This is a genomic window from Xanthomonas sp. LF07-6 (assembly GCF_034105445.1).
GTDB lineage: Bacteria > Pseudomonadota > Gammaproteobacteria > Xanthomonadales > Xanthomonadaceae > Xanthomonas_A > Xanthomonas_A sontii.
In genome coordinates, this window is record NZ_JAXGGI010000003.1 from 35,707 (window position 1) to 59,415 (window position 23,709).

Here is a 23,709-nt window from a genome sequence, read left to right on the forward strand (position 1 = left end):
ACGTGGCGCTGCCAGGGACGGGCACGCTGGCCGCCGGGCGCGGCCACACGCCGCCGCACGCGCAGACCGGTGGCGGCTATCTGCCGTACGTGGACGGGCTGCGCGCGATCGCGGTGCTGGCGGTGATCGCCTACCACCTCGATCCGGCATGGCTGCCGGGCGGGTTCACCGGCGTGGACATGTTCTTCGTGATCTCCGGCTTCGTGGTCAGCGCGTCGTTGCAGCGCCTGCCGGCGGCCGGACAGCTGGGCGTGTTCGCGCAGTTCTATGCGCGGCGCCTGCGGCGCATCGCGCCGGCCCTGGTGGTGTGCCTGCTGGTCACGGCCCTGGCCAGCGGCCTGTTCATTCCCGAGTCCTGGCTCAGCGAGACCAGCGCCAGGACCGGGCGCATGGCCTTCGTCGGCCTCAGCAACTGGGTGCTGGCCGCGACCGGCAACGATTACTTCTCGCCCAAGGCCGAATTCAATCCGTACACGCATACCTGGTCGCTGGGCGTGGAGGAGCAGTTCTATCTGCTGTTCCCGCTGCTGTTCCTGGCCTGGAACCGTGGCGGCCGCGGTCGGGTGTGGTCGACGCTGCTGGTGGCGCTGGCCTCGGCCGCCTCGCTGGCGTTCGCCTGGCGGCATAGCCGCGATGCCGGTGATGCGGCGGCCGCGTTCTACCTGACCACCGCACGCTTCTGGCAACTGGGCAGCGGCGTGTTGCTGTACCAGGTGCTGGCGCTGCGCGGACGCTTCGAGGCCGGGACGCAGGCGCCGCCGCCGGGCGCCTGGAGCTGGCGTTCGCCGTTGCTGGCGATGGCGCTGGCGGCGGTGGTGGTCGGCCTGTGGTGCGCGCGTCCCGGCCACTCGCCGTGGCCGGATGGACTGTGGCCGGTGTTGGGCACACTCGCCCTGCTGGCGCTGCTGCATGGCGCCCCGGCCGGCTGGATCCGGCGCGCGCTGGCGCACCGCGTACCGGTGGCGATCGGCCGCGTCTCGTACTCGCTGTATCTGTGGCACTGGCCGGTGTTCGTGCTGTTCCGCTGGACCGTCGGTCTGGAATCGGCGCCGACCAGAGCCGCGGCGCTGCTGCTGGTCGCTTTGCTGGCGCTGGCCTCGTACCGCTGGGTGGAGCTGCCGTGGCGGCATGGCCGCATCGGCCGCGCGCGCACGCCGGCGCGGACCATCGTCGCCGGGCTGGGCCTGGTGCTGCTCGCCGGCGGCACCCATGCGCTGCTGCAGAACGTCCAGCGCTATTACGGGTTGAGCACGGTCAGCCGGCATCCGCTGGACTGGTACGCCTATGCCAAGGGCCTGCGGCGGGAGTTTCCGCAGTGCGCGCTGCAAACCCGCCAGGTGCCGGTGCAGGTGGGCAGCGCCAAGCTGTTCGAGCGCGGCGCCTGCACGCTGCCCAACCGCGATGACGGCGGCCAGGTGTTCGTGGCCGGCGACTCGCATGCGCTGGCCTACAACGAACTGCTGCGGCGCTTCGCGCTGCAGAGCGGGGTGCCGGTGCGCCTGTATGGTGTCGGCGGTTGCCCGATCGTCGGCCTGCAGGCTTGGCAGGCCAGCAATCCCGGCTGCCAGGCCTATGAGCGCAGCACCCTGGCCGACGTCGCCGCGCACGCGCGCGACGGCGATGTACTTTTTCTGCCCGCCCTGCGCGTGCTGCGCCTGGCCGATCAGGACCGCCTGTTCGACGAGACCGCGGCGATGGCCGAGCAGGAGGGTGCCGAGGCGCAGGCCGCGCGCAGCGCTGGCGAAGCGGCTGCGGTCACGCTGCTGCAGCCCTTGGCGCAGCGCGGCGTGCGTATCGTCTTCGAAGCGCCAAAGCCGGTGCTGCGCGCGCCGCCGTATCGCTGTTCAGACTGGTTCAACCGCGGCAATCCGATCTGCGCGCGCGGCATCCCGATCGCACGCGCGACGATGGAGCGCTACCGTGCGCCGGTGCTGCAGAGCCTGCAGCGCATCGCCGCGCAGCTGCCGCATGCCTCGGTGTGGGATCCGTTGCCGCTGCTGTGCGACGCGCAGTACTGCAGCGGCAGCCGCGACGGGCGCCCGCTGTTCTTCGATGCCGATCACCTCAGCGGCTACGGCAACCGGGTGCTGCTGCCGGGCTTCACATCGCACATTGCGGCGATCCAGGCACACTCGCCGCCGGCGCCTTGAGGCGCAGCCCTCCGCTCCCGCATCGCAAGGAGTTCGCGCATGCCTGTTCTGCCTTTTCTCGCGCCGCAGCGATCGCGGGCGGTGCCGTCGTTCGTCGCCACCCACCATGGCCGCCGGCCGCAGTTGCGCCGCCGCGGCAATGCGCTGCTGCGCGGGGCGCTGCTGCTGGCGGCCACTACCGGCACTGCCGGCGTGGCCTGCGCCGAGGACGCGCCGGCGTTCGACCGGCCCGGTATCGGCTTCGCCTCGACCACCCTGCAGCGTGGACAGTTGGCCTGGGAGCAGGCGTTCTTCGATGGCAGCTACGACCGCGTCGGCGACGTGCGCAGCACCGAATACGTCGCCAACAGCCGGCTGCGGTTCGGCCTGAGCGCACGCACCGAGTTGCAGCTGGCGATCGACAGCCAGGTGTGGCAGCGCGTGCGTGGCCGCGGGCAGGACCAGCGCGGGCACAGTGGCGGCGACGCCAGCATCGGCTTGAAGCAGGCGTTGCCCAGCGCCAGCGACCGCGTCAGCTGGGCCTTGCTCGGCAGCGCCAGTCTGCCGGTCGGGCGCGCGCCGTACGGCGATGCCGGCCACCGCTACGATCTGGGCGTGAGCGCCGGCTGGGATCTGCCCGAAGGGCGCAGCCTGGCGCTGTACGGCAATGCCAGCGACAGCGAGGACGGCTCCGGCTGGAGCGTCTCGCCGAGCTACACGTTCTACGCCGGCGACACGCTGAGCGCCTACGTCGAGGCCGGCATCGGCGGCGGCGAGGACGAGATGCGCGCGCTCGGCAGCGGCGTCACCTGGTTGTTTGCCAACCGCGTGCAACTGGATCTGTCGGTGCTGCGCGGCCTGTCGTCGCAGACCCCGGATTGGCAGGGCGGCCTCGGCATTTCGGTGTTGCTGCGCTGAGGTCCATGGTGCGGTGATGGCGTGAATCGCGCCTCCGCGCAACCAAGGGCCTGCACGGTTCCACCCAGGCGCCTTGGATGGCGGGACAGGCATGCGTGAGCGAGTCCCTGCCGGCAAGGGGTTTCAATCCACACGCCTGTAAGGGCGCGACCGGAACCGACCAGCGCGTCGATCTTGCAAGCCAGGTTTCAATCCACGCACCCGTGAGGGCGCGACTCCGAGGGCGTCCTGCTGCACCTCCACCGGGAACGGGTTTCAATCCACGCGCCCGTGAGGGCGCGACGATCTGCGTGCGATCGACGGCAAGGTGTTGGACAAGTTTCAATCCACGCGCCCGTGAGGGCGCGACCCGCAGCGTGTTCGGCGCCAGCGGCTTCTTGCGGGTGTTTCAATCCACGCGCCCGTGAGGGCGCGACAGACGACGAGGATGAATCTGATGGCAGCACCTAAGTTTCAATCCACGCGCCCGTGAGGGCGCGACGCGCCGGTTTCCGAAGCGCCGAAAGCGCCCGGCAAGTTTCAATCCACGCGCCCGTGAGGGCGCGACGCGTCTACTGGGGCGACAAGCGGTGGTACATGCTCGTTTCAATCCACGCGCCCGTGAGGGCGCGACAAGCACGTTGGCCTGACCTTCGGCGCGAAGGAGAAGTTTCAATCCACGCGCCCGTGAGGGCGCGACGGTCCTGGAAAGCGCTTTCGACGAACAACATTGGTTTCAATCCACGCGCCCGTGAGGGCGCGACTCCTACAAGATCACCGACCTGACCGTCTCGCGCCGTTTCAATCCACGCGCCCGTGAGGGCGCGACCCGATGCAGTGGGGAGCTCTCGCGGGTCGAAGGTGTTTCAATCCACGCGCCCGTGAGGGCGCGACCGGCGTTTTATGACGCCTTCAACCTGGATGCGCAGTTTCAATCCACGCGCCCGTGAGGGCGCGACGGCCCCAACGGCTACGAGTATCAGACGCGCTTCAGTTTCAATCCACGCGCCCGTGAGGGCGCGACCTTCGCTGCAGGTTGCAGCCGCGGCGAGCGCAACGTTTCAATCCACGCGCCCGTGAGGGCGCGACGCGGTCACCGCCGTTGGCGGGTACTTGTCGAGCAAGTTTCAATCCACGCGCCCGTGAGGGCGCGACGAGGCGACGCTGGATCCAGGCCTGATGGCGCTGGAGTTTCAATCCACGCGCCCGTGAGGGCGCGACCTGGCTTTTCGATCGGTGTCCAGTTGCCGGCATCGTTTCAATCCACGCGCCCGTGAGGGCGCGACATACGCCGGAGCTGAACCGCACTACCGACAGCCAGTTTCAATCCACGCGCCCGTGAGGGCGCGACAGCCATCAAGGGGCAAACCCTCATCGGCCTGTCTCAGTTTCAATCCACGCGCCCGTGAGGGCGCGACCGCCGCGACCATCCCGGTATAGCCACCCGAAGACGTTTCAATCCACGCGCCCGTGAGGGCGCGACGAGCACCTCCGCGAAGGTCATCGCGCACTACATGTTTCAATCCACGCGCCCGTGAGGGCGCGACTCCCCACTCGCGCAGCTTCGCTTCCTTCGCGTGGTTTCAATCCACGCGCCCGTGAGGGCGCGACAACTGACGAGAGGCCGTGGATCTTTGCGTAATGCTGTTTCAATCCACGCGCCCGTGAGGGCGCGACCCGGCCTATTGGTGGACGGGACCGGGTTTCAATCCACGCGCCCGTGAGGGCGCGACGACGCCGAGCTGAAGGCAATGCGTCGGGCTTACCGGTTTCAATCCACGCGCCCGTGAGGGCGCGACGCCTCAACTCATTAGCAGCGGCATCTTCTAGGCCAAGTTTCAATCCACGCGCCCGTGAGGGCGCGACAGAAGTCGGCATCGGCGTTCCGGAACGTGTTCTGGTTTCAATCCACGCGCCCGTGAGGGCGCGACGGGCGGCGCGCTCCATTCCCAGCAGTTGGAGTTCTTGTTTCAATCCACGCGCCCGTGAGGGCGCGACGTTCCCGAGCCGTGAGGCGGCGTGGGCGTACGCCCAGTTTCAATCCACGCGCCCGTGAGGGCACGACTATCGACTCGGAGGCGGTTACGGGCTATAGCGGCCGTTTCAATCCACGCGCCCGTGAGGGCGCGACGTGTGGGCAACTACTGGCACCTACTGCCTCAGGCGTTTCAATCCACGCGCCCGTGAGGGCGCGACATAGTGCAGAAGGCCGCCCACGCCGGTGAAGATGACGTTTCAATCCACGCGCCCGTGAGGGCGCGACGCTTCGACAACGTCATCGCAGCGCAGCTTGACGAGTTTCAATCCACGCGCCCGTGAGGGCGCGACAGCCCTCAGCATAACTGCCGGCCGGGACTAAGGAAAAAGTGCCGATTTCGCGAAACGGGCGTGCGGCGACGTGCAGGGGGCGGGGCTGCCTTGCCCGGTTTCATGGTGCCCAGGCATTTCGCTTTTTCGATCAAGTCTTTATCGGGATTCGCGAACCGGCCGGTAAAACCCCGGGCGCTTCCGGTTCGCGCCGACGGCGCACGTCCTTGCTCCGCCATCCGGACCCGGTGTGCCGATCAGCGCCGGGCGTTCAGTCGCTGACGGCGCGTCCGTCGTTGGGCGGCAGCACCTCGGGCACGTGCGTGTCGTATTGGTGCAGCACTTCCGCGAAACCATGGCGCGGTTGCCAGCCCAGCGCGTCCAGCGCCCGTTGCGGCGAATAGACGCGATCGATCCGTTCCGGCAATGCCCAGCCGCGTTGCGCGAACGCCGCCACCAGCGTCGGCGCGCGGCGGTGCAGGACCGCCGGTGCCGAGGTGTGCAGCTCGGCGCAATCTTCGCGCAGGAACGGGGTGGCGCCGGAAATCACGAACGTCGCGCTTGCCGACCCGGCATGCCGCAATGCCGCCGCATGGGCCTCGGCGACGTCGCGCGCGTCGATGCCGCGATGCAGGCGGAATGCCGCCATCACGTTGACCGGTTCCGGGAAGCAGCGCGACATGCGCAGGATGCGCACGCTCGGACCGCCCTGGTCGGCCGCTTCGCGCAGCAGCGCCTCGGCCTCCAGCTTGGTGTGGTGGTAGATGGTCTGCGGCTGCGGCGCCAGCATCTCGTCGACCCAGCCGGCGCTGCCGTCGGGAGTGGTTGCGTCGCCATACAGCGCGGTGGTGCTGGTGAACACGATGCGGCGCACGCCGGCCGCCGCCGCGGCGTCCAGGACGCGGCGCGTGCCGTCGACATTGACCTGGCGGAAGCGCGCCGCCGGCACATGCGCGACGTGCGGGGCATGCAGCGCGGCCGTGTGAATTACGGCGTCCACGCCCTGCAGTGCGCGCGCCAGCAGTGCGGCATCGTCGAGGTCGCCGACCCAGTCGGTTGTGGAGCAGGGCGTCCGGTCGAGGCCGCTGACGTGGTGCTCGCGCGCGAGCCGGATATGGATCGCGCGGCCGACCCGGCCGGCACTGCCGGTGACCACGATCTTCAATGGGGTCGGAGTGGACATGGGCATCGGCGCTGGACTCGAAGGCGCGTGGGGCGGCACAGGCGCTATGGGGGCGCCTGCGCTCGGCGTGGGCTCACTCCGGATCGTAGTCCAGGTTGGAGGCCAGCCAGCGTTCGGCCTGTTGCAGCGAGACGCCCTTGCGCCGGGCGTAGTCGGCGAGTTGGTCCTTGCCCAGCCGGCCGACCACGAAGTACTGGCTCTGCGGGTGGCTGAAGTAGTAGCCGGACACCGCGGCGGTCGGCAGCATCGCGAAGCTCTCGGTGAGCGACATGCCGGCATTGCGACCGGCGTCGAGCAGGGCGAACAGGGTCTGCTTCTCGCTATGGTCGGGGCAGGCCGGATAGCCGGGCGCGGGACGGATGCCGCGATAGCGCTCGGCGATCAGCGCCTCGTTGTCCAGTGCCTCGTCGTCGGCGTAACCCCAGAACTCGGTGCGCACGCGCTGGTGCAGGCGTTCGGCCAGCGCCTCGGCCAGGCGGTCGGCCAGGGCCTTGAGCAGGATCGCGTTGTAGTCGTCGTGCGCGGCCTCGAAGCGCGCCACGTGCGGTTCGATGCCGATGCCGGCGGTGACCGCGAAGGCACCGATCCAGTCCTGCCTGCCGCTGTCGTGCGGGGCGATGAAGTCGGCCAGGCAGAAGTCCGGGCGCTCGGCGGGCTTGTCGACCTGTTGTCGCAAAAAGTGCAGGGAATGGGGAATGGAGAATCGGGAATGGTCGAGCGGCGCGGTCGCGCCTGACGATTCCCCATTCCCGTTTCCCGATTCCCGGTCCGTCAGGACCACAACGTCATCCCCCACCGACTGCGCCGGCCACAGCCCGAACACGGCCTTGGCGGTCAGCCATTTCTCCTCCACGATCCGCTGCAGCATCGCCCGCGCGTCCTGGTACAGCTCGCTGGCCTGCTGGCCGACGATCTCGTCGGTGAGGATCGCCGGAAACTTGCCGGCCAGTTCCCAGGCCTGGAAGAACGGGGTCCAGTCGATCAGCGGGACCAGGTCGTCCAGCGGGTAGTCGTCGAACACGTGCAGGCCGGGCTGCCTGGGCGCCGGCGGGGTGTAGGCGTCCCAGCCGCCGTCGAAGCGCTGCCCGCGCGCGTGCGCGAGCGAGACCAGGCGCTTGGCGTCGCCGCGGTTCTTGTGGCGCTGGCGGATCTCGGCGTAGTCGGCGTCGTTGGCGGCCACGAAGGCCGCGCGCAGTTCGCGCGAGATCAGCGATTGCGCCACGCCCACCGCGCGCGAGGCGTCCTTGACCCACACCGTCGGCGCTGCGTAATGCGGGTCGATCTTCAGCGCGGTGTGCGCGCGCGAGGTGGTGGCGCCGCCGATCAGCAGCGGCATCGAGAAGCCCTGCCGCTGCATCTCGCGGGCGACGTGGGTCATCTCTTCCAGCGACGGGGTGATCAGCCCCGACAGGCCGATGATGTCGGCGTTCTCGGCGCGGGCGCGGTCGAGGATGGTCTGGGTCGGCACCATCACCCCCAGGTCGATCACGTCGAAGTTGTTGCAGGCCAGGACCACGCCGACGATGTTCTTGCCGATGTCGTGCACGTCGCCCTTGACCGTGGCCATGACGATCTTGCCGTTGGACTTGCCGGTGTCGCCGCTGCGCAGCTTCTCCGCCTCGATGTAGGGCAGCAGGTAGGCGACCGCCTTCTTCATCACCCGCGCCGACTTCACCACCTGCGGCAGGAACATCTTGCCAGCGCCGAACAGATCGCCGACCACGTTCATGCCGTCCATCAGCGGGCCTTCGATCACGTCCAGCGGCCGCGCGGCCTGCTGCCGCGCCTCTTCCGTATCGACCTCGACGAACTCGTCGATGCCATGCACCAGCGCATGGCTCAAGCGCTCGCGTACCGTCTTCTCGCGCCACGCCAGCTTTTCCCGGTTCCCGATTCCCGCATCCCGATTCCCGGCCTTTTTGTAACGTTCGGCGATCTCCAGCAGGCGTTCGGTGGCGTCGCGGCGGCGGTTGAGGATCACGTCCTCCACGCGCTCGCGCAGCTCCGGGTCCAGTTCGTCGTAGATCGGCATGCCGCCGGCGTTGACGATGCCCATGTCCATGCCCGCGGCGATGGCGTGATACAGGAACACCGAATGGATCGCCTGGCGCACGGTCTCGTTGCCGCGGAACGAGAATGACACGTTGGATACACCACCGGAGACGTGGCAATGCGGCAGGGTGCGCTTGATCTCGCGAGTGGCCTCGATGAAGTCGACCGCGTAGTTGTCGTGCTCCTCGATGCCGGTGGCCACGGCGAAGATGTTCGGATCGAAGATGATGTCTTCCGGCGGGAACCCGACCTGCTCGGTGAGGATGCGGTAGGCGCGGGTGCAGATCTCCACCTTGCGCGCGCAGGTGTCGGCCTGGCCGACCTCGTCGAAGGCCATCACCACCGCCGCGGCACCGTAGCGCAGCACCTTGCGCGCGTGTTCGACGAACGGCGCTTCGCCTTCCTTGAGCGAGATCGAATTGACCACGCTCTTGCCCTGCAGGCACTTCAGCCCGGCCTCGATCACGCTCCACTTGGAGGAGTCGACCATCACCGGGATGCGCGCGATGTCCGGCTCGGACATGATCAGGTTGAGAAAGCGCACCATCGCCTTCTCCGAGTCGATCAGGCCCTCGTCCATGTTGACGTCGAGGATCTGCGCGCCGTTGGCGACCTGCTGGCGCGCCACCTCCACCGCTTCCTCGTAGCGCTCTTCCTTGATCAGCTTGCGGAACTGCGCGCTGCCGGTGACGTTGGTGCGCTCGCCGACGTTGACGAACAGCAGGTCCGGGGTCAGCAGCAGCGGCTCCAGGCCGGACAGGCGGGTGTGACGGGCGGAGGACATGGTCAGCGTTCCGAAAACGGGGAGGTGCCGGCGCACGCGCAGGCGGCAGCGTGCCCGCGCAGGACTGCGCGGGCGGGGGCGGCGGGCGTGCGCGCGGCGGACATCAGGCGGCCTGCGCCGGCGCCGCCAGCGGCACGCGCGGCGGCAGCCCGCGCACCGCCTCGGCGATGGCGCGGATGTGCGCCGGGGTGGTGCCGCAGCAGCCGCCGACCAGGTTCAGCAGCCCGGACTCGGCGAACTCGCGCAGCGTCGCCGCCATTTCCTCCGGCGTCTCGTCGTACTCGCCGAAGGCGTTGGGCAGGCCGGCGTTGGGATGCGCGCTGACGTAGCCATCGGCGATGCGCGCCAGGGTCTCCACGTGCGGGCGCAGGTCCTTGGCGCCGAGCGCGCAGTTCAGTCCGACCGACAGCGGCCGCCCGTGCGCGACCGAGGCGTAGAACGCCTCGGCGGTCTGCCCGGACAGGGTGCGGCCGGAGGCGTCGGTGATGGTGCCGGAGATCATCACCGGCAGGCGCCCGCCGCGCGCGTCGAACACTTCCTCGATCGCGTACAGCGCGGCCTTGGCGTTGAGCGTGTCGAAGATGGTCTCGACCATCAGCGTATCGGCGCCGCCGTCGATCAGGCCGTCGATGGCCTCGCGGTAGGTGGCGCGCAGTTCGTCGAAGCTGGTGTTGCGGAAGCCGGGGTCGTTGACGTCCGGGCTGATCGAGGCGGTGCGGCTGGTCGGGCCGAGCACGCCGATCACGAACCGCGGCTTGTCCGGCGTCAGCGCTTCGACCGCGTCGCAGCAGGCACGCGCGACCTGCGCGCCGGCCTTGTTGAGTTCGTAGACCAGGTGTTCCAGGTGGTAGTCGGCCTGGCTGATCGACGTCGCGTTGAAGGTATTGGTCTCGAGCAGGTCGGCGCCGGCGTCGAGGTAGGCGCGGTGGATCTCGGCGATCACCTCCGGCCGGGTCAGCAGCAACAGGTCGTTGTTGCCCTTCAGGTCGTGGCCCTGCGGCGCGTGGTCGCAGCCGGGGCCGTGCACGTGCCCGGCCTGCGCGTCGTAGCCCTCGGCGAAACGCTCGCCGCGATAGTCGGCCTCCTGCAGCCCATGGCGCTGGATCATCGTGCCCATCGCCCCATCGATGATCAGGATGCGCTGGGACAAGGCCTGCAGCAGCGCTTCGGCGCGCTGCGGGTGGAGCCATTGGAAGGCAGGGAGTGGGGAATGGAGAATGGGGAATGGGGGAGGAGCGATGGCGCTCATGCGACATCTCCTGCGGCCGACTTGGCCTTGGCGGTTGCTTTTTCGATTCCCGATTCCCCACTCCCGATTCCCGGCTTCCCCGCAATCAACGAAATCACCTCGAAGTGCGGCGGGCGCTTCTCGCGGGTCACGGTTTCCAGGCTGGAGACTTCGAGCCCGGCCTTGCCGACGAACTTGCGCAGTTCCTTGGCCGAAAAGCCGAGGTTGACGTGGCCGTAGGCCTGCACCGCGGCCTTGTGCTCGTGGCGTGCCAGGCTGCACAGCAGCAGGCGGCCGCCCGGGCGCAGCACCCGCGCCGATTCGCAGACCGCCTGCGCCGGCTTGGTCGCATAGGTCAGGGCATGCATCATCACCACCAGGTCGAAGCTGGCATCGGCGAAGGGCAGGGCATGCATGTCGCCTTCGCGCACTTCCACGTTGCCGAGCCGGCGCAGGCGTTCGCTGGCCGCGGCCACCACCCGTGCGCTGGTGTCGATGCAGACGTAGCGGCGCGCGTGCGGCGCCACCAGTTCGGCCAGCACGCCGTCGCCGGAGGCGATGTCGAGCACGTCGCCGGTTTCCAGCAGCGGCAGGGCGGTGCGCGCCAGCGCTTCCCAGGTGCGGCCCGGCGAATAGTGGCGCTCCATGTCGCCGGCCACCGAGTCGGCCCAGTTCTGGTCGGCGGCGCGGTTGGCCAGCACTGCGGCCACGCGCTCGGCGTCCTGACGCAGCAGCGGGTCGTCGCTGCCGGTGCTCAGCGCCAGCCACAGCGCGCGCTGGGCCGGATCCAGCAGGGTCTCGTCGAAGCGATAATAGGCCGACACGCCGGCGCGGCGGTCGCGCACCAGCCCGGCCTCCTTGAGCTTGGCCAGGTGGGTCGAGACCCGCGGCTGCGCCAGGCGGGTGATGGCCGACAACTCGGCCACGGTCAGCTCCTCCTGTTCCAGCAGTGCCAGCAGGCGCACGCGGGTGGCGTCGGCGAAGACCTTCAGCCGGGATGACCAGTCCTCCAGATCCATAAATATCTTCCTATCGCGATATAGAGATATTTTGGTCCGCGCGGCGGTTCCGGTCAAGTTGCACACGCCGGCGTATGGTCGGCACGGCTACAATGGCCGGACCAATATGCCCGGGAGGGGTTCGACGTGGATTTCAGCTTTACCGAAGAGCAATTGATGATCCAGGACGTGGCGCGGCGCATCGCCCAGGAGCGCATCGCCCCCAGCGCCGAGCACCACGACCGTGCCGGCGAATTCCCGCTGGAGAACATCCGCCTGCTGGGCGAGAACGGGCTGATGGGCATCGAGGTACCGGAAGAGTACGGCGGCGCCGGCATGGACCCGATCGCCTATGTGCTGGCGATGGTCGAGATCGCCGCTGGCGATGCGGCGCATTCGACCATCATGTCGGTCAACAACTCGCTGTTCTGCGCCGGCATCCTCAAGAACGGCAACGAGGAACAGAAGCAGAAGTATGTGCGCGCCATCGCCGAAGGTCGCGAGATAGGCGCCTTCGCGCTGACCGAGCCGCAATCCGGCTCCGACGCCACCGCGATGCGGTGCCGCGCGGTGCGCCAGGACGACGGCAGCTTCGTCATCAACGGCAAGAAGAGCTGGATCACCTCCGGCCCGGTCGCCAAGTACATCGTGCTGTTCGCGATGAGCGAGCCGGACAAGGGCGCGCGCGGCATCACCGCCTTCGTGGTCGACACCGACAAGCCCGGCTTCCACCGCGGCAAGACCGAGCCCAAGCTCGGCATCCGCGCCTCGGCCACCTGCGAGATCGAGTTCCAGGACTACGTGGCCAGCGCCGACGAGGTGCTGGGCACGCCGGGCGAGGGCTTCAAGATCGCGATGAGCGTGCTCGACGCCGGCCGCATCGGCATCGCCTCGCAGGCGATCGGCCTGGCCCGCGCCGCCTACGAGGCGACCCTGGAGTACGTGAAGGAGCGCAAGGCGTTCGGTTCGCCGATCGGCGCGTTCCAGATGACCCAGGCCAAGATCGCGGACATGAAGTGCAAGCTGGACGCGGCGCTGCTGCTGACCTTGCGCGCGGCCTGGCTGAAGGGGCAGGGCCAGCGCTTCACCACCGAGGCTTCGGTGGCCAAGCTGACCGCCTCCGAGGCGGCGATGTGGATCACCCACCAGGCGGTGCAGATCCACGGCGGCATGGGCTATTCCAAGGAGATGCCGCTGGAGCGCTACTTCCGCGATGCCAAGATCACCGAGATCTACGAAGGCACCAGCGAGATCCAGCGCCTGGTGATCGCGCGTAACGAGACCGGGTTGCGGTGAGGCCGGGAGTGGGGATTCGGGACTGAGGATTCGCCGGTTCCCGAATCGGTTGAGGCATCAGGAGAAGCGGCCGCAAGGCCGCTTTTTCTTTTTGTGGAAAAGGGATGAGTGAGGTTCGGGCTGCAACGCGCCGGGACTGAAGTCCCTCCCACAAGGAGCGCTCAGCCTTCAAGGAGCGCTCCGCCTGCATGGGGTGTTGGGTCGCGCTTCCCGACCAGATTCCCGGACAACAAAAAGCGGCCTTGCGGCCGCTCTTTGTTTGCCTCTACAAGGCGGAAGGATCAAGTCCGAGAGGAGGATTCACGAATCCCCACTCCCGAATCCCCAATCCCGGCGCCTCAGCGATCCGGCTGATGCCGCGCCAGGCCGGCTTCCTGCATCTGCGTGAACTCCTTCGACGGCTCGTCCAGTTTGTCGCCGAGCATGCGCCGCACCATCACGAAGAACAGCGGGATGAACAGCACGCCCAGCACGGTGGCGAACAGCATGCCGCCGATCACGCCGGTACCGATCGCGTGGCGGGCGTTGGCGCCGGCGCCGGTGGAGATCGCCATCGGCAGCACGCCGAGGATGAAGGCGAACGAGGTCATCAGGATCGGGCGGAAACGCAGGTGCGCCGCCTCGGCCGCGGCCTCGCGCAGGGTCTTGCCCATCGCCCGCTGCTCCACCGCGAACTCGACGATCAGGATCGCGTTCTTGGCGGCCAGGCCGATCACCGTGATCAGGCCGATCTTGAAGTAGATGTCGTTGGGCAGGCCGCGCAGCAGCGAGAACGCCACCGCGCCGAGCACGCCGATCGGCACCACCAGCAGCACCGACACCGGGATCGACCAGCTTTCGTACAGCGCCGCCAGGCACAGGAACACCACCACGATCGACAGCACCAGCAGCAGCGTGGCGGTGTTGCCGGCGATGATTTCCTGGTACGACATGCCGCTCCAGTCGAAGCCGAAGCCCGGCGGCAGGTCGTTGTTGACGATGTCCTCCATCGCGCTCATCGCCTGGCCGGAACTGCCGCCCGGCGCCGGGTTGCCGACGATGTTGATCGCCGAGTAGCCGTTGTAGCGGCTCAGCGACGGCGAGCTGTAGATCCAGTCCGAGCTCACCACCGTGCTCAGCGGGATCATCTGCGGCAGGCCGCTGCTATCGGAGGCGGTACTGCTGGGCACGTAGAAGTTGCGCAGCGACTCCGGACCGGTGCGGAACGGCGCGTCGGCCTGCATGTTGACGCGCTTGATGCGGCCTTCGTAGAAGAAGTCGTTGACGTACACCGGCGCCAGCATCAGCTGGATCGACTGGTAGATGTCGTTGACCGACAGGCCCATCGACTGCGCCTGCACGCGATCCACCTTCAACTGCAGCTGCGGCGAGTTCTCCAGGCCGTTCGGACGCACGCCGGCCAGGGTGTCCTGGCGCTGCGCGGCCTTGCCGAGCACGATGTTGCGTGCCTGCAGCAGGGCTTCCTCGCCCTGGCCGCTGCGATCCTGCAGCCACATGTCGAAGCCGCCGAACTGGCCCAGGCCGTTCACCGTGGGCAGGTTGACCACGAAGATCTGCGCGTCCTTGATGCCGTAGAACATCCCGTTCAACTGCTGGATCAGGTCGCCGGCGGCGATGTCGCGCTCGTCCCAGGGCTTGAGTCGGATGAAGCCCATGCCCACGTTCTCGCCGCGGCCCAGGAAGCTGAAGCCGGCCACCTGCAGCATGCCTTCGACCGCCTTCTGCTGCTGCAGCACGCCGCGCATCTGCGCGAACACCTCGTTGGTGCGGGTCTTGGTCGCACCCGGCGGCAACTGCACGATCGCCAGCGCGAAGCCCTGGTCCTCTTCCGGCAGGAAGCTGCCCGGCATGCGCGTGAACAGGAAGCCGCACAGCACCACCAGCAGGGCGAACACCGCCATCCAGCGCGGCGCGCGGCGGATGGTGTTGCCCACCGCGCCGACGTAGCGGTGCGCCAGCTTGTCGTAGTACTTGTTGAAGGTGCGGTAGACCCAGTTCGGGTTGTCGTTGTGGGTGGGCTTGAGGAACGCCGCACACAGCGCCGGGGTGAAGCTCAGCGCCAGGAAGGCGGAGAACGCCATCGACATGGCGATGGTGATCGCGAACTGCTTGTAGATCGCGCCGGCCGCGCCGGGCTGCATCGCCGACGGAATGAACACCGCCGCCAGCACCACGGTGATGGCCACCACCGCGCCGGTGATCTGGGTCATCGCCTTGTGCGTAGCTGCCTTCGGCGCCAGGTGCTCCTCGGACATGATGCGTTCGACGTTCTCGATCACCACGATCGCGTCGTCGACCACGATGCCGATCGCCAGCACCATCGCGAACAGGGTCAGCTGGTTGATGGTGAAGCCGATCGCCCACATGCCCAGGAAGGTGCCCAGCAGCGCCACCGGGATGACCAGGGTGGGGATGATGGTGGCGCGGAAGTTCTGCAGGAACACCAGCATCACCAGGAACACCAGCACGATCGCCTCGGCCAGGGTCTTGACCACTTCCTCGATCGAGATCTTGACGAAGGTGGTGCTCTCGTACGGCGTGAACCAGGTGACGCCCTGCGGGAAGCTGGGCTGCAGCTCGTCCATCTTGGCCTTGACCGCCTCGGACACGCTCAGCGCATTGGCGCCCGGCAGCAGCTGGATGGCGAAGGCGCCGGTCGGCTTGCCGTTGTACTGGGTGTCGAAACCGAAGTTGGTCGGGCCGAACGCGACCCGGGCCACGTCCTTCAGCCGCACCACGGTGCCGTTGCCGTCGGCGCGCAGGATGATGTTCTCGAACTGCTCGGGCGAGGTGAAGCGGCCCTCGGCGCTGACCGTGGCGGTGAACGACTGGCCCTGCGGCGCCGGATCCGAACCGAGCGAGCCGGCGGCGAACTGCACGTTCTGCGCGCGGATCGCGTTGTACACGTCCGTGGCGGACATGTGGTAACCCTGCAGCTTCTCCGGGTTCAACCAGATGTCCATGGCGTACTCGGCACCGAACTGCTGGGTGCTGCCGACGCCGGGCACGCGCGAGATCTGTTCCAGCACGCGCGACCCGACGATGTCGTTGAGCGCGTCGCGGTCGATCGACGGGTTGTCCGAACGCAGCGCGATCACGCTGAGGAAGCCGGCGTTGGCCTTGGCCACCACCACGCCCTGCGCGGTCACTTCCGAGGGCAGGCGCGGGGTCGCCAGCGACACCTTGTTCTGCACCTGCACCTGGGCGATGTCCGGGTCGGTGCCGGTCTCGAAGGTCAGGGTGATGGTGGCGCTGCCGCTGGACGACGACGACGAGCTGAAGTACAGCAGGTGGTCGATGCCGGTCAGCTGCTGCTCGATGACCTGGGTGACCGAGCGTTCGGTGGTGCTGGCGCTGGCGCCGGGATAGGTGGCGTTGACGGTGACCTGGGGTGGGGCGATCGAGGGATACGACTCGACGCCGAGATTGAGGATGGCGATCACGCCGCTGAGCGAGATCAGGATCGCCACCACCCAGGCGAAGACCGGGTGTTCGATGAAGAACTTAGGCATGGGGGGAGTCCGTTACTGCTTCGGCTGGTCGGAAGGCGAGGCGGCGTTCGGCGCATCGCCGTGCGCTGCGCCCTGCGCCGGGGCGGCGCCCTTGGCCGGCGGCGCCGCGGCGCCTTGGGCGCCCTGGCCGGGAGCCGCGCCGGCAGCGGGGCCCTGGCCCTGCGCGGCGGCATTCGGATCCCACGGCTTGGCCACGGCCGGTGCGCCTTCCTTGACCTTGGGCAGGCCGCTGACCACGACCTGGTCGCCGTTCTGCAGGCCGCCGCTGACGATCCACTTGTCGCCCTGCTGGCCGACCGTGGTCAGGTCCTTGCGCACCACCTTGCTGTCTTTGCCGACGACCAAGGCATAGGCGCCCTTGGCGTCGCGCAGCACGGCCGCCTGCGGGATCAGGTACACGTCCTTGCGCTGGCCCAGGTTGGCCGAGAAGCTGACGAAGGCGCCGGGCAGCAGCACCCGGTCCGGATTGGGCAGCAGCGCGCGCAGCGTCACCGAGCCGGTGCTCGGGTCGACCGCGGCGCCGGAGAAGTCCAGGGTGCCGGCATGCGCATAGGTGCTGCCGTCGCCGAGCTTGATCTGCACGGTGGACTTGTCCTCGGCGTTGAGGGCGACGTTGCCTTCGGTCTGCGCCTGGCGCAGCTGCGCCAGTTCGTCGGAACTCATCGAGAAGTTGACGTACAGCGGGTCCAGCTGGTCGATCGTGGTCAGCAGCGTGCTGTCGCCCTGGCCGACCAGCGCGCCCTCGGTGACCTGCTGCTTGCCGGCGCGGCCGGCGATCGGCGCAGTGACGGTGGCGTAGCCGAGGTTGATGCGCGCGGTTTCCACCGCCGCACGGGCCTGCTGCACCGACGCGGCGGAGCTGCGTTCGGTGGCCTCGGCGTTGTCCAGGTCGGACTTGGACACGTAGGCCTGCGGCGCCAGGCTGCGCGCGCGGGCGGCGGCAGCCTTGGCGTTGGCGTAGGTGGCTTCGGCCGCGGCCAGCTGGCCCTGCGCCGAGGCCAGGGTCGCACGCAGCGGCGCCGGATCGATCTGGAACAGCGGCTGGCCTTCCTTGACGTCGGTGCCTTCGGTGTACAGGCGCTTTTCCAGCACGCCGGGCACGCGGGCGCGCACGTCGGCGCTGCGGAACGCGGACAGGCGGCCGACCAGTTCGCGCTCAAGCGGCACGGTCTGCGGCTGCGCCTGCAGCACGCCCACTTCCGGCGGCGGCATGGCCTGCTGCTGCTCCTGTTTCTTGCAGGACGCCAACACCACCACGACGGCGCAGGCCAGGGCGAGAGAACGCAACGGGGAGGTCATCGGGTGGTACTCCGGTCTGGTTTTGTAGAAGGAAGGAAAGGGGCGGCGGCGAACGCGCGCAAGAAGCCGTCCACGGCGAACTCGGCCCAGGCGCGCTGCGCGGCGGCGTCGCCGCGATGCGCGCTGTGGAAGCGCTGACGCTCGAAATCCATGCCGACGATCATGCTCAACAGCAGCTCGGCCATGAAGTGCGGATCGTCATGCCGGAGCTGGCCGCGCGCCATGGCGCCGCGCAGGCGCTCGCTCAGGCGCTGCATCAGCGCGCCGGCGCTGTCGCGGAACATGGCGCGCGCTTCTTCGGGGAAGTGCCGCGACTCGGCGGCGATCAGCTGGCAACTCTGCAGCACACGCGGTTCCGACAGCTGTTCCAGGTACTCGCAGGCGAAACGCAGCAGGCTGCCGCGCAGGTCGTCCTGCACCGGTTCCAGGTGCGCGGTGGCCAGGTCCAGGTGATCCTGCATCGCCCGCCGCAGCAGGCCCTGCTTGCTGCGGTAGCGGCTGTACAGGGTCTGCTTGGAGCAGCCGGCGCGTGCCGCCACTGCATCCATGCTCAGGCCCATGCCTTCCTCGGCCAGCAATTCGCGCACGGCAGCGTACACGCGCTGGTCGCGCGCCTGGCGCTGTGCGGCGGAGGCGAGGGGAGTGCTCATCGATTGTGGACTATACCGTCCAGTTTAGAATTAGAACAGCCTTGACACAGGGGTGTTCTTGCTGACAACAGCGTGGCCGGCAAAGCATGGTGACCGCCGCGTGATGATGGTGTTGCGGTCGCTTTGCGCGATCTGGCGCGTCGCCGCGGCCGCTCCATTGGTTTGCGATGCAGCAAGGTAGTTGAACGGAGCACCGGTACAATTCCGGCTTTCCCATCGAGCATCGTTGCTGCTCTCCGTCATGAAACCCAAACACGCCGCTTCCCGTTCCAAATCTTCGGCCGCCACCCGCACCTCCGCGACCCCGTCCGCCACCAAGCCGGCCAAGGCGCCTGCCAAGACCAAGGCGGCCGCCAAGCCTGCGGCCAAGGCCGCCGCCCCGCGCAAGGCCGCGACGCCGCCCAGGCTGGCCGCGACCGTGCCGGCGACCGCCAAGGTGATCGACGCGGCGCCCGCCGCCAGCGCCTTCAGCCTGGCCTCGGTGTTCGCGGCGCTGCGCAAGCGCTACCCGGCCGCGCGCCAGCAGGAGGCGCAGACCTTCGCCGAAGAGTTCTACAAGCGCATGGAGGAGGACGAGTTCCCTCACCACAGTGCGCAGGAGTGGGCGGCACTGGCCGCGTCGATGCTGGAGTTCGCACGCAAGCGCAAGCCGGGCACGGTCAACGTGCGGGTGTTCAACCCGAACCTGAAGGACGACGGCTGGGAGTCGTCGCACACGGTGCTGCAGATCGTCAACGACGACATGCCGTTCCTGGTCGATTCGGTGAGCATGGCGCTGGCCGAGCTGGGCATCGGCGTGCACGTGCTCGGCCACCCGGTGCTGCGCATGCAGCGCGACAAGGGCGGCACGCTGGAGAACGTGGGCGAGGGCAAGGCGGAATCGCTGATGGCGCTGGAGATCGACCGCCAGCCGCCGGAAGACATGGCGCAGGTGGAAGCGGCGATCCGGCGCATCCTTGGCGAGGTGCGCAACATCGTGCGCGACTGGGGCGGCATGCGCGAGAAGATGCTGGCGCTGGCCGACGACCTGACCACGCGGCGCCTGCCGGTGGACGACAAGGGCCGGCGCGAGGCGCAGGAATTCCTGCGCTGGGCCGCGGCCGACCATTTCACCTTCTTCGGCTACCGCGAATACCGCGTGGAGAAGCAGGGCGGCGAAGACGTGCTGGCGCCGCTGGAAGACAGCGGCCTGGGCCTGCTGCGCGGGCAGGACAAGTCGCCGGCGCGGCCGGTGCGCACGCTGGCCGCACACGGCCTCAGCGAGTCCGGCACCAAGGAAGCGCTGATCCTGACCAAGACCAATGCGCGCTCGCGGGTGCACCGCAGCGGCTACATGGACTACATCGGCGTGCTGGAGTTCGACGCCAAGGGCCGCATCGTCGCCGAACAGCGCTTCCTCGGCCTGTTCACCTCCAGCGCCTACAACCGCCGCCCGTGGGAGATCCCGCTGGTGCGCGAGCGCTTCGACTACGTGATGCGCAAGTCCGAACTGACCCCGAGCAGCCACAGCGGCAAGGCGCTGCGCCATATCCTGGAGACGCTGCCGCGCGAGGAGCTGTTCCAGTCCAACGAGGAAGAGCTGTACCGCACCGCGATGGGCATTCTGGGCCTGCAGGAGCGGGTGCGCAGTCGCCTGTTCCTGCGCCGCGACAAGTACGGCCGCTTCATTTCCGCGCTGGTGTACATCCCGCGCGAGCGTTTCAACACCGACGTGCGCCTGCGCATCGAGGCCTTGCTGAAGGACGCGCTGCACGGCGAGTACATCGATTCCAACGTGGTGCTGGGCGAATCGCCGCTGGCGCAGCTGCACATGATCGTGCGGCCCAAGCCCGGCGAGGCGCTGGAGTTCGACACCACCGAACTGGAATCGCGCCTGGCGCACCTGCTGCGCAACTGGCATGACGACCTGCGCGAGGCGTTGGTGGCCAGCTGCGGCGAGCGCGATGGTCTGCGCCTGGCCGCCGGCTACGGCCGCGCGCTGCCGGCCGGCTACATCGAGGAGTCGACCGCGCAGATCGCCGCGCGCGACGTCGAGCGCCTGGCCGCGCTGCGCGGTCCGGAAGACCTGCACCTGAGCCTGCAGGCGCTGCGCCGCGACGGCGCCGACAGCCTGCGCCTGAAGCTGTACCGCCAGCACGACGACCTGCCGCTGTCGGACGTGCTGCCGATGATGGAGAACCTGGGCCTGCGGGTGATCTCCGAGCGTCCGTACCGGCTGGTGGTCGACGGCACGCCGCTGTCGATCCAGGACTTCGAGGTCGAGCCGCTGGCCGGCAGCATCGATGTGGCCGCGGCCGACGCGCCGCTGTGCGAGGCGTTCGTGCGGATCTGGCGCGGCGACGCCGAGAACGACGGCTTCAACCGCCTGATCGTCGGTGCCAGCCTGAGCTGGCGCCAGGTCGCGGTGCTGCGCGGCTACTGCAAGTACCTGCTGCAGACCGGCGTGCCGTTCTCGCAGGCCTACGTTGAAGAGACCTGCAACCGCTATCCGCTGCTGGCGCGGCTGCTGGTGGAGCTGTTCGAGGCGCGCTTCGATCCGGCCACCGGCAACGAGAGCAAGGCGCAGATCGCCGAGGGACAGGCCGCGCTGACGGCGCAACTGCACCTGCTGGCCAAGGACGATGCCGCGGCGCTGAAGGCGCTGCAGCCGGTGATCGATGCGCGCAGCGGCAGCCGCGACGCGCAGCTGGAGGCGGTCTCGGCCGCGTTGCTGAAGCTGTTCGACCAGGTGGCGAGCCTCGATGAGGACCGCATCCTGCGCAGCTTCAAGGGCGTGATCGAGGCGACCCTGCGCACCAGCCACTACCAGCGCACCGCCGATGGCGGGCTGGGTCACTGCATCAGCTTCAAGCTGGATTCGGCCAAGGTGCCGGACCTGCCCAAGCCGCGTCCGTACCGCGAGATCTTCGTGTACGGCCCGCGCGTGGAAGGCGTGCACCTGCGCTTCGGCGCGGTGGCGCGTGGCGGCCTGCGCTGGTCCGACCGGCGCGAGGACTTCCGCACCGAGGTGCTGGGCCTGGTCAAGGCGCAGATGGTCAAGAACACGGTGATCGTGCCGGTCGGCGCCAAGGGCGGCTTCTTCTGCAAGCGCCCGCCGGTCGGCGGCGACCGCGACGCGGTGCTGGCCGAAGGTATCGCCTGCTACAAGCTGTTCATCCAGGGCCTGCTGGACATCACCGACAACATCGTCGGCGGCAAGATCGTGCCGCCGCCGCAGGTGGTGCGCCACGACCAGGACGACCCGTACCTGGTGGTCGCCGCCGACAAGGGCACGGCCACCTTCTCCGACATCGCCAACGGCCTGGCGCTGGACCACGGTTTCTGGCTGGGCGACGCGTTCGCCTCCGGCGGCTCGGTCGGCTACGACCACAAGGGCATGGGCATCACCGCGCGCGGCGCCTGGGAGTCGGTCAAGCGCCACTTCCGCGCCCTGGGCCGCGACTGCCAGAGCGAGGACTTCACCTGCGTGGGCATCGGCGACATGTCCGGCGACGTGTTCGGCAACGGCATGCTGCTGTCGCGCCACATCCGCCTGCTGGCCGCGTTCGACCACCGCCACATCTTCCTCGACCCGAACCCGGACGCGGCGGCGTCCTTCGCCGAGCGCGAGCGCCTGTTCAAGCTGCCGCGCTCCAGCTGGGCCGACTACGATGCCAAGCTGATCAGCGCCGGCGGCGGCATCTACCCGCGCACGCTCAAGTCGATCGAGATCAGCGCGCCGGTGCGCGAGGCGCTGGGCCTGGAGCCGGGCGTCAAGCAGCTCTCGCCGAACGACCTGATGAACGCCATCCTCAAGGCGCCGGTGGACCTGTTCTGGAACGGCGGCATCGGCACCTACGTCAAGGCCGCCAGCGAGACCCACGGCGACGTCGGCGACCGCGCCAACAACGGCCTGCGCGTCAACGGCGGCGAGCTGCGCTGCAAGGTGGTGGGCGAGGGCGGCAACCTCGGCCTGACCCAGCTCGGCCGCATCGAGGCCGCGCAGGTCGGGGTGCTGCTCAACACCGACTTCATCGACAACTCGGCCGGCGTGGATACGTCCGACCACGAGGTCAACATCAAGATCCTGCTCAACGACGTGGTGCAGGCCAAGAAGCTGACCCTGGACGCGCGCAACAAGCTGCTGGCGTCGATGACCGACGAAGTGGCCGAGCTGGTGCTGTGGGATAACATCCGCCAGAACCAGGCGCTGAGCCTGATGGAGCGGATGAGCGTCACCCGCCTGGGCTCCAAGCAGCACTTCATCCGCACCCTGGAGGCGCAGGGCCTGCTCGACCGGCAGATCGAATACCTGCCCTCGGACGCGGAGATCTCTGCGCGCAAGGCGCGTGGCCAGGGCCTGACCCGGCCGGAACTGGCGGTGCTGCTGTCCTACTCCAAGCTGGTGGCGTTCCAGCAGCTGCTGGAATCGGACATCCCCGAGGACCCGTACCTGTCCAAGGAACTGCAGCGCTACTTCCCGCAGCCGCTTCAGAAGAAGTACGCCGATGCGATGGAGCGGCACCGCCTCAAGCGCGAGATCATCGCCACCGCGGTGACCAACACCACCATCAACCGGATGGGCGCCACCTTCCTGATGCGCATGCAGGAAGACACCGGCCGCAGCATCGCCGAGGTCGCCAAGGCCTACACCATCAGCCGCGAGACGCTGGATGCACGCGCGCTGTGGACGCAGATCGACGCGCTGGACGGCAAGGTGCCCGAGTCGGTGCAGATCGACGCGCTGGAGGTGATCTGGACGCTGCAGCGCGCCTTCGTGCGCTGGCTGCTGTTCCGTCCGGGCCCGATGCCGGGCATCACCGCCGCGGTGGAGCGCTACTACGAGCCGTTCAACGATATCCGCGTCGCCTCCGGCGTGCTGCCCGATTCGCAGCGTCCGCGCTACGAGGCGCTGGTGCAGGAGTGGCAGGACAAGGGCCTGCCGCCGGCGCTCGCCCAGCAGCTGTCGGAACTGCGCTTCCTGGAGCCGGCGTTCGACATCATCGAGATGGCGCGCAACCGCAAGCTCAAGCCGGTGGAGGTGTCGAAGGTGCACTTCCGCCTTGGCGAGGCGCTGCAGTTGCCGTGGCTGTTCGAGCAGATCGACGCGCTGGAGGTCAACGGCCGCTGGCATGCGGTGGCCCGCGGCGTGCTGCGCGACGAACTGGCCAAGCACCACAGTGCGCTGGCCGGCCAGGCGCTGAGCCTGCCGGGCGGCACCGCCGAGGCCAAGGTGCAGCACTGGCTGCAGCGCGACGACAGCAGCCTGCGCTTCACCCTGAGCATGCTGCAGGAACTGGCTGCGCAGAAGACGCTGGACTACCCGACGGTGTCGGTGGCGGTGCAGCGACTCGGCCAGCTGGCGGCGCACGGCGTCTGACCGATCGCGCCGATG

The 23,709-nt window shown here is 68.6% G+C and carries 11 protein-coding genes and 1 CRISPR repeat array; of the genes, 4 read left to right on the top strand and 7 right to left on the bottom strand.

The genetic code is table 11. The features are described 5' to 3' along the window. Positions 1-2 precede the first annotated feature (2 nt). Together SLW56_RS07575 and SLW56_RS07580 are read left to right on the top strand one after the other, a co-directional pair. The gene (locus SLW56_RS07575; RefSeq protein ID WP_320694601.1) at positions 3-2,150 is read left to right on the top strand and encodes an acyltransferase family protein; all 2,148 of its coding nucleotides are present in this window, start codon (positions 3-5) and stop codon (positions 2,148-2,150) included. Between the two features lie 39 nt (positions 2,151-2,189). Beyond that, positions 2,190-3,047 carry a transporter gene (locus tag SLW56_RS07580; protein WP_320694602.1) on the top strand — a complete coding sequence of 286 codons (858 nt, stop codon included), beginning with the start codon at positions 2,190-2,192 and terminating at the stop codon, positions 3,045-3,047. A 120-nt stretch (positions 3,048-3,167) separates the two neighbouring features. Then, positions 3,168-5,354: a CRISPR direct-repeat array (repeat unit 31 nt; unit sequence GTTTCAATCCACGCGCCCGTGAGGGCGCGAC). A 250-nt stretch (positions 5,355-5,604) separates the two neighbouring features. Here the strand turns inward: SLW56_RS07580 and SLW56_RS07585 are convergent. From SLW56_RS07585 to SLW56_RS07600, 4 genes are all read right to left on the bottom strand, one after another. After that, a complete protein-coding gene (locus SLW56_RS07585; RefSeq protein ID WP_267100723.1) occupies positions 5,605-6,516 on the bottom strand; it encodes an NAD(P)-dependent oxidoreductase in 912 nt (303 codons plus the stop codon). Positions 6,517-6,589: 73 nt separating this feature from the next. Then, positions 6,590-9,352 carry a methionine synthase gene (gene metH, locus SLW56_RS07590; protein ID WP_152237282.1) on the bottom strand — a complete coding sequence of 921 codons (2,763 nt, stop codon included), beginning with the start codon at positions 9,350-9,352 and terminating at the stop codon, positions 6,590-6,592. 103 nt (positions 9,353-9,455) lie between these two features. After that, positions 9,456-10,601 (bottom strand): homocysteine S-methyltransferase family protein, encoded by a 1,146-nt coding sequence (locus SLW56_RS07595; protein ID WP_267085714.1) that lies wholly within the window; start codon positions 10,599-10,601, stop codon positions 9,456-9,458. After that, positions 10,598-11,599 (bottom strand): metalloregulator ArsR/SmtB family transcription factor, encoded by a 1,002-nt coding sequence (locus tag SLW56_RS07600; RefSeq protein WP_267085715.1) that lies wholly within the window; start codon positions 11,597-11,599, stop codon positions 10,598-10,600. The genes SLW56_RS07595 and SLW56_RS07600 overlap by 4 nt, the downstream gene beginning before the upstream one ends. 126 nt (positions 11,600-11,725) lie before the next feature. Here SLW56_RS07600 and SLW56_RS07605 point away from each other — a divergent pair, with 126 nt between their 5' ends. Then, positions 11,726-12,874, top strand: coding sequence for an acyl-CoA dehydrogenase family protein (locus tag SLW56_RS07605; RefSeq protein WP_017907602.1), 1,149 nt, complete (start codon positions 11,726-11,728; stop codon positions 12,872-12,874). A 338-nt stretch (positions 12,875-13,212) separates the two neighbouring features. Here SLW56_RS07605 and SLW56_RS07610 read toward each other — a convergent pair whose 3' ends face one another. The 3 genes from SLW56_RS07610 to SLW56_RS07620 are packed head-to-tail and all read right to left on the bottom strand — an operon-like array spanning position 13,213 to position 18,335. After that, positions 13,213-16,386: a multidrug efflux RND transporter permease subunit gene (locus SLW56_RS07610; RefSeq protein WP_017907603.1), complete on the bottom strand. Its 3,174-nt coding sequence runs from the start codon at positions 16,384-16,386 to the stop codon at positions 13,213-13,215. A gap of 12 nt (positions 16,387-16,398) precedes the next feature. Next, positions 16,399-17,685 (bottom strand): efflux RND transporter periplasmic adaptor subunit, encoded by a 1,287-nt coding sequence (locus SLW56_RS07615; protein ID WP_267122428.1) that lies wholly within the window; start codon positions 17,683-17,685, stop codon positions 16,399-16,401. Further along, complete coding sequence (locus SLW56_RS07620; protein WP_017907605.1) at positions 17,682-18,335, bottom strand: TetR/AcrR family transcriptional regulator; 654 nt, start codon at positions 18,333-18,335, stop codon at positions 17,682-17,684. Before SLW56_RS07620 ends, SLW56_RS07615 begins: the two co-directional genes overlap by 4 nt. Before the next feature lie 241 nt (positions 18,336-18,576). Between SLW56_RS07620 and SLW56_RS07625 the strand changes: the two genes are divergently transcribed. Beyond that, positions 18,577-23,694, top strand: a complete 5,118-nt coding sequence (locus SLW56_RS07625; protein WP_320694603.1) for an NAD-glutamate dehydrogenase domain-containing protein — start codon at positions 18,577-18,579, stop codon at positions 23,692-23,694. Positions 23,695-23,709: the final 15 nt, after the last annotated feature.

What these genes read in the sequence shown, in the direction of transcription:
- SLW56_RS07580 (WP_320694602.1), top strand. Translation starts at nt 2,190, where the DNA reads ATGCCTGTTCTGCCTTTTCTCGCGCCGCAGCGATCGCGGGCGGTGCCG.
- SLW56_RS07585 (WP_267100723.1), bottom strand. Translation starts at nt 6,516, where the DNA reads ATGTCCACTCCGACCCCATTGAAGATCGTGGTCACCGGCAGTGCCGGC.
- metH (WP_152237282.1), bottom strand. Translation starts at nt 9,352, where the DNA reads ATGTCCTCCGCCCGTCACACCCGCCTGTCCGGCCTGGAGCCGCTGCTG.
- SLW56_RS07595 (WP_267085714.1), bottom strand. Translation starts at nt 10,601, where the DNA reads ATGAGCGCCATCGCTCCTCCCCCATTCCCCATTCTCCATTCCCCACTC.
- SLW56_RS07600 (WP_267085715.1), bottom strand. Translation starts at nt 11,599, where the DNA reads ATGGATCTGGAGGACTGGTCATCCCGGCTGAAGGTCTTCGCCGACGCC.
- SLW56_RS07610 (WP_017907603.1), bottom strand. Translation starts at nt 16,386, where the DNA reads ATGCCTAAGTTCTTCATCGAACACCCGGTCTTCGCCTGGGTGGTGGCG.
- SLW56_RS07615 (WP_267122428.1), bottom strand. Translation starts at nt 17,685, where the DNA reads ATGACCTCCCCGTTGCGTTCTCTCGCCCTGGCCTGCGCCGTCGTGGTG.
- SLW56_RS07620 (WP_017907605.1), bottom strand. Translation starts at nt 18,335, where the DNA reads ATGAGCACTCCCCTCGCCTCCGCCGCACAGCGCCAGGCGCGCGACCAG.
- SLW56_RS07625 (WP_320694603.1), top strand. Translation starts at nt 18,577, where the DNA reads ATGAAACCCAAACACGCCGCTTCCCGTTCCAAATCTTCGGCCGCCACC.